Source organism: Methylotenera mobilis 13 (genome assembly GCF_000384255.1).
GTDB classification, from domain to species: domain Bacteria; phylum Pseudomonadota; class Gammaproteobacteria; order Burkholderiales; family Methylophilaceae; genus Methylotenera; species Methylotenera mobilis_B.
In genome coordinates this window covers 2341654-2353653 of sequence record NZ_KB913035.1, presented here as the reverse complement: position 1 = coordinate 2353653, position 12000 = coordinate 2341654, and the positions used below count along the sequence as shown (strand labels likewise).

At 45.7% G+C, this 12000-nt stretch carries 4 protein-coding genes, 3 tRNA genes and 4 rRNA genes; all 11 read left to right on the top strand.

Annotation, left to right across the window (positions count from 1 at the left end; translation table 11 throughout):
- The first annotated feature begins 24 nt into the window (after nt 1-24).
- The 11 genes from msbA (at nt 25) to A391_RS13980 (ending at nt 11952) form a co-directional block, all read left to right on the top strand.
- Nucleotides 25-1797 carry a lipid A export permease/ATP-binding protein MsbA gene (gene msbA / locus A391_RS0111130; RefSeq protein ID WP_019899387.1) on the top strand — a complete coding sequence of 591 codons (1773 nt, stop codon included), beginning with the start codon at nt 25-27 and terminating at the stop codon, nt 1795-1797.
- Nucleotides 1798-1808: 11 nt separating this feature from the next.
- A complete protein-coding gene (gene lpxK, locus A391_RS0111125) occupies nt 1809-2813 on the top strand; it encodes a tetraacyldisaccharide 4'-kinase (RefSeq protein WP_019899386.1) in 1005 nt (334 codons plus the stop codon).
- The gene (locus tag A391_RS0111120; protein WP_019899384.1) at nt 2814-2996 is read left to right on the top strand and encodes a Trm112 family protein; all 183 of its coding nucleotides are present in this window, start codon (nt 2814-2816) and stop codon (nt 2994-2996) included. It begins immediately after the preceding gene.
- Entirely contained in the window at nt 2980-3765 is a 786-nt protein-coding gene (gene kdsB, locus A391_RS0111115; protein ID WP_019899383.1) for a 3-deoxy-manno-octulosonate cytidylyltransferase, read from the top strand. The genes A391_RS0111120 and kdsB overlap by 17 nt, the downstream gene beginning before the upstream one ends.
- A gap of 159 nt (nt 3766-3924) precedes the next feature.
- Nucleotides 3925-4001 (top strand) — tRNA-Met (locus A391_RS0111110).
- 424 nt (nt 4002-4425) lie between these two features.
- Nucleotides 4426-5963: ribosomal RNA gene (locus A391_RS13985) — 16S ribosomal RNA — on the top strand.
- Nucleotides 5964-6066: 103 nt separating this feature from the next.
- Nucleotides 6067-6143: transfer RNA gene (locus A391_RS0111100), tRNA-Ile, on the top strand.
- A gap of 15 nt (nt 6144-6158) precedes the next feature.
- Nucleotides 6159-6234: transfer RNA gene (locus A391_RS0111095), tRNA-Ala, on the top strand.
- Between the two features lie 371 nt (nt 6235-6605).
- Nucleotides 6606-9498, top strand: a 23S ribosomal RNA gene (locus A391_RS0111090).
- A gap of 202 nt (nt 9499-9700) precedes the next feature.
- Nucleotides 9701-9814 (top strand): 5S ribosomal RNA (gene rrf / locus A391_RS0111085).
- 600 nt (nt 9815-10414) lie between these two features.
- A 16S ribosomal RNA gene (locus A391_RS13980) occupies nt 10415-11952 on the top strand.
- Together the 16S, 23S and 5S rRNA genes with 3 tRNA genes alongside form the textbook arrangement of a ribosomal RNA operon.
- Nucleotides 11953-12000 lie beyond the last annotated feature (48 nt).

Here is a 12000-nt window from a genome sequence, read left to right as displayed (position 1 = left end):
ATTAATCCTTATCGACGTTAGCTCATGTCGAACTCAAATCTAAAAAAATCCAAATCTAAAGCGCACGATATCGTGCATGTATCAAACGCAAAAGTTTTATATTTGCGTTTGTTTCACTATGCATGGCATTACAAATACGTTTTCATGATCAGTATAGTTGCGCTAGTACTACTGGCTGGAAGTAATACTGCATTTCTTGCATTGATTAAGCAAGTTACTGATGAGGGCTTCGTTAAAAAAACAGCTGATCAGGCGATACTGTTGCCCTTAATGTTGATTGCATTGATGGTGGCGCGAGGCATAACAGGCTTTGTCTCTACTTATTGCATGCGCGTTGTCGCTAGGCGCGTAGTTGAAGACTTCCGTAAGGAAATGTTTTCTAAATTAATGCTTTTACCAGTGCATTATTTCGATGCCAGATCAGCAGGCTCTATCGTTTCCAAGTTTACGTATGATGTAGAGCGCCTTTCAACAGCGACCACCCGTTCATGGATGAACGTGATGCGTGATTTATTGACGGTCGTAGGTTTAATTGGCTACATGCTCTATCTGGATTGGCGATTAACATTAATTTTTGCAATCGTACTTCCTTTTATCGCATTGTATTTGAAAAAAATGACGCCAAAATTAAAGGCAAATGCAAAGCAAGTGCAGCACAGCGTGGGGGAAATGACCAAGTCTGCAGAAGAGGCGATTGCAGGCCAGAGAATCGTAAAGATTTTTGGTGCACAAGATTTTGAATATAGCCGTTTTTCTCAAATTGTTTCTAACAATCGAAAAATTGAATTACGAGTGGCACGCATTGCTGGCTTGAGTAGCTTTATTGTTGAGTTGTTTGCTGCGCTAGCGTTGGGCTTGGTGATTTATTATGCGATTGGCAATTTTAGTGTAGGCGAGTTTGCTGCTTTTGTTGGCGCATTGCTCATGCTTATCTCTCCAATTAAACACATCGCTGCTGCTAATGAGGACTTACAAGTTGGTTTAACCGCTGCGCAAAGTATTTTTGATGTGATCGATAGCCAGCCAGAAATGGACCAAGGGCAACTAACCATAGATCGGGCAAAAGGCGATATTGAGTTTAAAAATGTTACTTTGCATTATGAAGATACACCAAAGCCTGCATTAGATAACTTAAGTTTTACTATTAAGGCTGGGGAAAAGGTTGCTTTAGTCGGGCGTTCTGGCGGTGGTAAAACTTCTCTAGTAAATTTACTCCCTAGATTTTATGAGTTGCAGCATGGTACGGTATTGTTAGATAGTATCGATTGCCGAGCAATACAACTTAAAAACCTGCGTCAGCAATTTGCGTTGGTTAGCCAGGATATTATTTTATTCAACGATACCATTTTTAATAACATTGCATATGGTGTGTTGCGTAATGCAACCGAGGCAGAGGTGGTAGCGGCAGCTAAAGCCGCTAACATCTGGGAATTTATCCAGCAATTACCTAATGGGTTGCAAAATGAAATTGGTGATCGCGGCGTGAAGCTATCTGGCGGCCAGCGTCAACGTATTGCCATTGCGCGCGCTATTCTGAAGAACGCACCAATTTTATTGTTAGATGAAGCTACATCAGCCTTAGATACAGAGTCTGAACAGCATGTTCAACAAGCAATGGATGCACTAATGCTTAATCGCACCAGTATCGTGATTGCGCACAGATTAAGCACCATCGAAAATGCAGACCGCATCATGGTGATGGAGCATGGTCATATCGTTGAAGTCGGCTCACATGATGAGCTGATGAAGCTTGATGGATATTATGCAAAGTTATATCACAAGCAGTTTAGCGCCTAAGTGTGACTTAAATGGCTAATTGGTTGCAAAAGCAGTGGTTCACTTTTACGCTGTGGCATTTGTTGCTTTTGCCTATTTCTTGGTTGTTTTCGATAGTCGTAACTTTAAGAAGATTCTTATATAAATTAGGTCTTTTTCACAGCTACAATTTAAATGTTCCTGTCGTCGTTGTTGGAAACATCAATGTAGGCGGCGCTGGAAAAACACCTTTAGTGATCTGGTTGGCGGAGCAATTAAAGTTAGCTGGCTATAAGCCAGGAATTATTAGTCGAGGGTATGGAAGTAGTTTGACTGGGTTGGCATCTGTGTCTCCTGATAGCGACCCTTCTTCTGTTGGAGATGAGCCAGTGTTGATTGCCATGCGCACAGTATGCCCTGTGTTTGTCGGGGCTAAACGCGTGGAGGTAGGACTTGCACTTTTAAAAGCGCATCCAGAGTGCAATATTATTATTAGTGATGATGGTTTGCAGCACTACGCATTGCAAAGGGATGTTGAAATAGTGGTTTTTGACGCTCTGACAGGTTTTGGTAACGGAGCCCTTTTGCCAGCAGGGCCTTTACGTGAGCCTATAAGCAGATTAAAAACGGTCGATGTTGTTGTTGGTAATGGACGTCAGTCGAGCGCAAGTCAAGTTGTCACACCAGTGCCTATTGAAATGCAATTGCAGGCAAGCACCTTCTACAACCTTCATAATCGCCAATTAGAATTAAGCCCAGCAGAGTTTGCAGGAAAATCCATCACTGCAGTTGCAGGTATCGGTAATCCTGAACGATTTTTCCTCCAGCTAAAGACGATGGGTTTGCATTTTAAATCCAAAGCATATAATGATCATTATCAATACTCTTCTCAAGACTTTGAAGATATCGATACGGATATCGTCATTATGACTGAGAAAGATGCTGTTAAATGCACCTCATTTGCACGAACTAACTTTTGGGTGTTGCCAGTTAGAGCGGAAATTGACAAGCGGCTATTGACTGACGTATTAAATAAACTAGATAAATTGAGAAATTAAATGGACGTAAAGCTTTTACAGATTTTGGTCTGCCCAGTGACAAAAGGGCCTTTGGTTTATAACAAAGCGACGAATGAACTGATTTCTAAATCAGCGCGTTTGGCATACCCAGTGCGTGATGGCATTCCTGTTATGTTAGAAGATGAAGCACGTAAACTAGCGGATGATGAAGAAATTGCATAATTCATCACAAGCTGTACCTGAGTTTTATGTAGTCATCCCTGCGCGCCACGCGAGCACCAGATTGCCAGGTAAGCCTTTGCTTGATATTGCAGGAAAACCGATGGTGGTATGGGTGGCTGAGCGTGCTTTGCTTAGTGGCGCTAAACAAGTAATAGTTGCGACAGACGACATACGCATAGTTGATGCAGTGGGTCAGTATGGGTGCGCCGCAGTGATGACCGATGCAAATCACGTCAGTGGAACGGATCGTATTGCAGAGGTTGCATCCATTAAAGGTTGGCATGATGATGCGATTATCGTCAATGTGCAGGGCGATGAACCGCTGATAGACGCCAAGCTTATTGTTGAGATTGCAACGGCCTTGTCTGTTAATACTGATGCAGTAATGGCAACAGCATGTCACGCTATTCATGACAAGTCAGACTTTGCAAATCCAAACGTTGTTAAAGTTGTCATGGATGTTAATGGAAATGCGATGTACTTTAGTCGAGCGCCGATTCCATATCCTAGAGATACTTTCGCTCAAGATGAGGTGCTTGCAGAAGGTCTCCCTGCCTATCGACATATTGGCATTTATGCTTACCGCGCTAGCTTTTTAAAGCAGTACGCAAATCTTGCACCTGCTGCAATAGAGCAATATGAATGTTTAGAGCAACTTCGCGTCTTATATCAAGGCTATAAAATAGCAGTTACCATCTCTGAAAATGCCCCTGCTGCAGGTGTCGATACAGAAAGTGATTTGGCACGTGTCCGTGCGTTAATGGCTTAACTTTAACTAAGTGACTAATATGTATAGATATTGTCAGATATCGTTCAATACGCAGTCGGTATTTATCATAATTTCTCTCAATAGCTCTTGCAGAAGTGATCTACCTTTGCTATAGTCTCACCTCTCGACGCAACATGTAATAAGTGATGTCGAGCCGGACGCGGGATGGAGCAGTCTGGCAGCTCGTCGGGCTCATAACCCGAAGGTCACAGGTTCAAATCCTGTTCCCGCAACCAAGTATTAATGGTGTGTTATATAAGTTAATTTTAATTAGTAAATATTACGAAATTAAGGTTGACGAGCGTTAAAAGCTCTGTATAATGCGCACCTCGTTAACGCAAAGCGTAACGACGGAAACAAAAAGTTCTTTAACAATATAACAACTGATAAGTGTGGGTGCTTGTGAATAAAGCAGCTGACTTAATCGCAACTAACTTGTTTTAGTGTTTACATTAAAATTTAACTTAGTTGATTGGCATTAAGTTCAGACTCAGAAAAACAAGTGCTTACACTTAAATTTATGACAAATATGTAACGGTTCTTGGTAACAAGAATCACACAGACCTTGAAATGAATTTGAGTCATTACTTAATTATCTTAAGTAATAAAGCAAAAGCGAAATAACCACCTCGCAAGAGGAAAAAGTAATAGTCAGAAATTAAACTGAAGAGTTTGATCCTGGCTCAGATTGAACGCTGGCGGAATGCTTTACACATGCAAGTCGAACGATGATTTCTAGCTTGCTAGAATGATTAGTGGCGAACGGGTGAGTAATGTATCGGAACGTATCCAATAATGGGGGATAACTAATCGAAAGGTTGGCTAATACCGCATACGCCCTACGGGGGAAAGCAGGGGATCTTCGGACCTTGCGTTAATGGAGCGGCCGATATCTGATTAGCTAGTTGGTGAGGTAAAAGCTCACCAAGGCGACGATCAGTAGCTGGTCTGAGAGGACGACCAGCCACACTGGAACTGAGACACGGTCCAGACTCCTACGGGAGGCAGCAGTGGGGAATTTTGGACAATGGGCGAAAGCCTGATCCAGCCATTCCGCGTGAGTGAAGAAGGCCTTCGGGTTGTAAAGCTCTTTCGCAAGGGAAGAAACGATGCAGTCGAATAAACTGTGTTAATGACGGTACCTTGATAAGAAGCACCGGCTAACTACGTGCCAGCAGCCGCGGTAATACGTAGGGTGCAAGCGTTAATCGGAATTACTGGGCGTAAAGCGTGCGCAGGCGGTTTTGTAAGTCAGATGTGAAATCCCCGAGCTCAACTTGGGAACTGCGTTTGAAACTACAAGACTAGAATATGTCAGAGGGGGGTAGAATTCCACGTGTAGCAGTGAAATGCGTAGAGATGTGGAGGAATACCAATGGCGAAGGCAGCCCCCTGGGATAATATTGACGCTCATGCACGAAAGCGTGGGGAGCAAACAGGATTAGATACCCTGGTAGTCCACGCCCTAAACGATGTCTACTAGTTGTTGGTGGAGTAAAATCCATGAGTAACGCAGCTAACGCGTGAAGTAGACCGCCTGGGGAGTACGGTCGCAAGATTAAAACTCAAAGGAATTGACGGGGGCCCGCACAAGCGGTGGATTATGTGGATTAATTCGATGCAACGCGAAAAACCTTACCTGGCCTTGACATGTAACGAACTTTCCAGAGATGGATTGGTGCTCGAAAGAGAACGTTAACACAGGTGCTGCATGGCTGTCGTCAGCTCGTGTCGTGAGATGTTGGGTTAAGTCCCGCAACGAGCGCAACCCTTGCCATTAATTGCCATCATTTAGTTGGGCACTTTAATGGGACTGCCGGTGACAAACCGGAGGAAGGTGGGGATGACGTCAAGTCCTCATGGCCCTTATGGCCAGGGCTTCACACGTAATACAATGGTCGGTACAGAGAGTTGCCAACCCGCGAGGGGGAGCCAATCTCAGAAAGCCGATCGTAGTCCGGATTGTAGTCTGCAACTCGACTACATGAAGTCGGAATCGCTAGTAATCGCGGATCAGCATGTCGCGGTGAATACGTTCCCGGGCCTTGTACACACCGCCCGTCACACCATGGGAGTGGGTTTTACCAGAAGTAGTTAGTCTAACCGCAAGGAGGACGATTACCACGGTAGTATTCATGACTGGGGTGAAGTCGTAACAAGGTAGCCGTATCGGAAGGTGCGGCTGGATCACCTCCTTTCTAGAGACGTCTTTACTTTGCAAGCATTCACACTTATCAGTTGTTAGTAGTCAGCAGCATCAATGATTGACCAAACATTGGCGGAAACGCTAGTAAACCTTGAGGGTCTGTAGCTCAGCTGGTTAGAGCACCGTCTTGATAAGGCGGGGGTCGATGGTTCGAGTCCATCCAGACCCACCAGATTCACCTGAAAATGGGGGATTAGCTCAGCTGGGAGAGCACCTGCTTTGCAAGCAGGGGGTCAACGGTTCGATCCCGTTATCCTCCACCAAGTATTGATGTTGTAAGTAAGAAATTAGAAGCAAGTGTTGTTTGTAAAAACAATCTTTGCTTCTAGTTTTTAACTAGACTGTTCTTTAACAAAATGGAAGAAGTAAAGTGAATACACATTATTGTGATGATATGTGTGTATTCAAAATGGGTAGTAATTGATTGCAAAATCGAAACATTTTGCTTCTGCTCAGTTTCAAGAATGAAAGTTCTTAAGCTTATTAAATTAAGCAAAACAAGCGAAGTAAGATAAACCAGTCATTATTCTATAACCTTGGAATAATGACGAAGTTGCTTTAGAAACACCTATGACGGATGTCTCATGCATCATGGAATTTGAATTTAAAAAGGGTTCAGGTTTTAACGTTATAGGATCAAGCGAATAAGTGCATATGGTGGATGCCTTGGCGATTACAGGCGATGAAGGACGTGATAGCCTGCGTAAAGTTTCGGGGAGCTGGCAAATAAGCTTTGATCCGGAAATGTCCGAATGGGGAAACCCACCCGCAAGGGTAACCGCTCCTGAATATATAGGGAGATGGTGGCAAACCGAGTGAACTGAAACATCTAAGTAGCTCGAGGAAAAGAAATCAACCGAGATTCCGTAAGTAGTGGCGAGCGAACATGGAATAGCCTGTTATTTTTAGCACATGCGATAGTAGAACGGAATGGAAAGTCCGGCCATAGAGGGTGATAGCCCCTTATACGAAATCCCGTGTGTGGAACTAGGGTAACGACAAGTAGGGCGGGGCACGAGAAACCTTGTCTGAACATGGGGGGACCATCCTCCAAGGCTAAATACTCGTAATCGACCGATAGTGAACCAGTACCGTGAGGGAAAGGCGAAAAGAACCCCGGGAGGGGAGTGAAATAGATCCTGAAACCGTATGCATACAAACAGTGGGAGCGGACTTGTTCCGTGACTGCGTACCTTTTGTATAATGGGTCAGCGACTTACATTCAGTAGCAAGCTTAACCGATAGGGGAGGCGTAGCGAAAGCGAGTCCGAATAGGGCGTCTAGTTGCTGGGTGTAGACCCGAAACCAAGTGATCTATCCATGGCCAGGATGAAGGTGCCGTAACAGGTACTGGAGGTCCGAACCCACAAATGTTGAAAAATTTGGGGATGAGCTGTGGATAGGGGTGAAAGGCTAAACAAACTTGGAAATAGCTGGTTCTCTCCGAAAACTATTTAGGTAGTGCCTCGTATATCATTCTCGGGGGTAGAGCACTGTTATGGCTAGGGGGTTCATAAGAACTTACCAAACCATTGCAAACTCCGAATACTGAGAAATGCAATTACGGGAGACAGACCATGGGTGCTAACGTCCGTGGTCAAGAGGGAAACAACCCAGACCGACAGCTAAGGTCCCAAATGACGTGCTAAGTGGAAAACGAAGTGGGAAGGCATAGACAGCCAGGATGTTGGCTTAGAAGCAGCCATCATTTAAAGAAAGCGTAATAGCTCACTGGTCGAGTCGTCCTGCGCGGAAGATGTAACGGGGCTAAGCACGTAACCGAAGCTTCGGATGCTGCATTCTTCGGAATGTATGCATGGTAGGAGAGCGTTCTGTAGGCCTGCGAAGGTGTTCTGTGAGGAATGCTGGAGGTATCAGAAGTGCGAATGCTGACATGAGTAGCGATAAAGGGAGTGAAAAGCTCCCTCGCCGAAAACCCAAGGTTTCCTGCGCAACGTTCATCGGCGCAGGGTGAGTCGGCCCCTAAGGTGAGGCAGAGATGCGTAGCTGATGGGAAACAGGTTAATATTCCTGTACCTGTATACAATGCGATGTGGGGACGGAGAAGGTTAGGTCAGCCGGGTGTTGGATGTCCCGGTTCAAGCGTGTAGGCAGATTCTTTAGGCAAATCCGGAGAGTCAATGCTGAGGCGTGATAACGAGCGTACTTGTACGTGAAGTGATTGATACCATGCTTCCAAGAAAAGCCACTAAGCTTCAGTTGTATAGAGACCGTACCGCAAACCGACACAGGTGGGTAGGATGAGAATTCTAAGGCGCTTGAGAGAACCCGGGAGAAGGAACTCGGCAAATTAGCACCGTAACTTCGGGAGAAGGTGCGCCCCGGTAGGTTGTAGAGATTTACTCTCGAAGGCCGATGGGGTTGCAGTGAAAAGGTGGCTGCGACTGTTTAATAAAAACACAGCACTCTGCAAACACGAAAGTGGACGTATAGGGTGTGACGCCTGCCCGGTGCTGGAAGATTAAATGATGGGGTGCAAGCTCTTGATTGAAGTCCCAGTAAACGGCGGCCGTAACTATAACGGTCCTAAGGTAGCGAAATTCCTTGTCGGGTAAGTTCCGACCCGCACGAATGGCGTAACGATGGCCACACTGTCTCCTCTCGGGACTCAGCGAAGTTGAAATGTTTGTGAAGATGCAATCTACCCGCGGCTAGACGGAAAGACCCCATGAACCTTTACTGTAGCTTTACATTGGACTTTGACAAGATTTGTGTAGGATAGGTGGGAGACTATGAAGCGGTGTCGCTAGATATCGTGGAGTCAACCTTGAAATACCACCCTGATGTTGTTGAGGTTCTAACCTAGGTCCGTAATCCGGACTGGGGACCGTGTATGGTGGGCAGTTTGACTGGGGCGGTCTCCTCCCAAAGAGTAACGGAGGAGTGCGAAGGTAACCTAGGTACGGTCGGAAATCGTACTGATAGTGCAATGGCATAAGGTTGCTTGACTGCGAGACGGACAGGTCGAGCAGGTGCGAAAGCAGGTCATAGTGATCCGGTGGTTCTGTATGGAAGGGCCATCGCTCAACGGATAAAAGGTACTCTGGGGATAACAGGCTGATTCCTCCCAAGAGTTCATATCGACGGGGGAGTTTGGCACCTCGATGTCGGCTCATCACATCCTGGGGCTGTAGCCGGTCCCAAGGGTATGGCTGTTCGCCATTTAAAGTGGTACGTGAGCTGGGTTTAAAACGTCGTGAGACAGTTTGGTCCCTATCTGCCGTGGGCGTTGGAAATTTGAAGGGACCTGCTCCTAGTACGAGAGGACCGGAGTGGACAGATCTCTGGTGGACCGGTTATCACGCCAGTGGTATAGCCGGGTAGCTAAATCTGGAAGAGATAAACGCTGAAAGCATCTAAGCGTGAAACTCGCCTTGAGATGAGATTTCCCTGGGGGTTTAACCCCCCTAAAGAGTCGTTCGAGACCAGGACGTTGATAGGACGGATGTGGAAGCGCAGTAATGCGTTAAGCTGACCGTTACTAATTGCTCGTGAGGCTTGATCCTATAACCTTAAAACTTGAACATGTTCGAGTCTATGGTTGTACTAAAGTAAGATAATGTAATCAATACCCCGTTTGACACCATACCTAAAGGTATGAAGACTTTACTTCTTCCAATTTGTTACAGACGCCTCATGAAAATGAGACGGCAACACAGCATAATCGCTTGTGTGTTTGAAGTTTAAACATGCGAGACACCAGTTATGCTTGGCGGCCATAGCGGTTTGGAACCACCCCTTCCCATCTCGAACAGGGCCGTGAAACGAACCAGCGCCAATGATAGTATGCTTTTTGCATGCGAAAGTAGGTCACTGCCAAGCTATTTATACCAAACGCCCTGTCATGTAAATGACGGGGCGTTTCTATTTGTGTAAGCCCTGATTTTTAAAATGTAACAATTATGTAACAGATTCAAAATAGGGGTTGACCAAAGTTTAAAGCGCTGTAGAATGCGCACCTCGCTGACGAAACAACGTTAGCGAAAAGTAGAATGTAGTAGAAGGCGTAGTAAAAAGTACGGTTAATTTTAATTAGTAAATATTACGAAATTAAGGTTGACGAGCGTTAAAAGCTCTGTATAATGCGCACCTCGTTAACGCAAAGCGTAACGACGGAAACAAAAAGTTCTTTAACAATATAACAACTGATAAGTGTGGGTGCTTGTGAATAAAGCAGCTGACTTAATCGCAACTAACTTGTTTTAGTGTTTACATTAAAATTTAACTTAGTTGATTGGCATTAAGTTCAGACTCAGAAAAACAAGTGCTTACACTTAAATTTATGACAAATATGTAACGGTTCTTGGTAACAAGAATCACACAGACCTTGAAATGAATTTGAGTCATTACTTAATTATCTTAAGTAATAAAGCAAAAGCGAAATAACCACCTCGCAAGAGGAAAAAGTAATAGTCAGAAATTAAACTGAAGAGTTTGATCCTGGCTCAGATTGAACGCTGGCGGAATGCTTTACACATGCAAGTCGAACGATGATTTCTAGCTTGCTAGAATGATTAGTGGCGAACGGGTGAGTAATGTATCGGAACGTATCCAATAATGGGGGATAACTAATCGAAAGGTTGGCTAATACCGCATACGCCCTACGGGGGAAAGCAGGGGATCTTCGGACCTTGCGTTAATGGAGCGGCCGATATCTGATTAGCTAGTTGGTGAGGTAAAAGCTCACCAAGGCGACGATCAGTAGCTGGTCTGAGAGGACGACCAGCCACACTGGAACTGAGACACGGTCCAGACTCCTACGGGAGGCAGCAGTGGGGAATTTTGGACAATGGGCGAAAGCCTGATCCAGCCATTCCGCGTGAGTGAAGAAGGCCTTCGGGTTGTAAAGCTCTTTCGCAAGGGAAGAAACGATGCAGTCGAATAAACTGTGTTAATGACGGTACCTTGATAAGAAGCACCGGCTAACTACGTGCCAGCAGCCGCGGTAATACGTAGGGTGCAAGCGTTAATCGGAATTACTGGGCGTAAAGCGTGCGCAGGCGGTTTTGTAAGTCAGATGTGAAATCCCCGAGCTCAACTTGGGAACTGCGTTTGAAACTACAAGACTAGAATATGTCAGAGGGGGGTAGAATTCCACGTGTAGCAGTGAAATGCGTAGAGATGTGGAGGAATACCAATGGCGAAGGCAGCCCCCTGGGATAATATTGACGCTCATGCACGAAAGCGTGGGGAGCAAACAGGATTAGATACCCTGGTAGTCCACGCCCTAAACGATGTCTACTAGTTGTTGGTGGAGTAAAATCCATGAGTAACGCAGCTAACGCGTGAAGTAGACCGCCTGGGGAGTACGGTCGCAAGATTAAAACTCAAAGGAATTGACGGGGGCCCGCACAAGCGGTGGATTATGTGGATTAATTCGATGCAACGCGAAAAACCTTACCTGGCCTTGACATGTAACGAACTTTCCAGAGATGGATTGGTGCTCGAAAGAGAACGTTAACACAGGTGCTGCATGGCTGTCGTCAGCTCGTGTCGTGAGATGTTGGGTTAAGTCCCGCAACGAGCGCAACCCTTGCCATTAATTGCCATCATTTAGTTGGGCACTTTAATGGGACTGCCGGTGACAAACCGGAGGAAGGTGGGGATGACGTCAAGTCCTCATGGCCCTTATGGCCAGGGCTTCACACGTAATACAATGGTCGGTACAGAGAGTTGCCAACCCGCGAGGGGGAGCCAATCTCAGAAAGCCGATCGTAGTCCGGATTGTAGTCTGCAACTCGACTACATGAAGTCGGAATCGCTAGTAATCGCGGATCAGCATGTCGCGGTGAATACGTTCCCGGGCCTTGTACACACCGCCCGTCACACCATGGGAGTGGGTTTTACCAGAAGTAGTTAGTCTAACCGCAAGGAGGACGATTACCACGGTAGTATTCATGACTGGGGTGAAGTCGTAACAAGGTAGCCGTATCGGAAGGTGCGGCTGGATCACCTCCTTTCTAGAGACGTCTTTACTTTGCAAGCATTCACACTTATCAGTTGTTAGT

What these genes read in the sequence shown, in the direction of transcription:
- lpxK (WP_019899386.1), top strand. Translation starts at nt 1,809, where the DNA reads ATGGCTAATTGGTTGCAAAAGCAGTGGTTCACTTTTACGCTGTGGCAT.
- kdsB (WP_019899383.1), top strand. Translation starts at nt 2,980, where the DNA reads ATGAAGAAATTGCATAATTCATCACAAGCTGTACCTGAGTTTTATGTA.
- A391_RS0111120 (WP_019899384.1), top strand. Translation starts at nt 2,814, where the DNA reads ATGGACGTAAAGCTTTTACAGATTTTGGTCTGCCCAGTGACAAAAGGG.
- msbA (WP_019899387.1), top strand. Translation starts at nt 25, where the DNA reads ATGTCGAACTCAAATCTAAAAAAATCCAAATCTAAAGCGCACGATATC.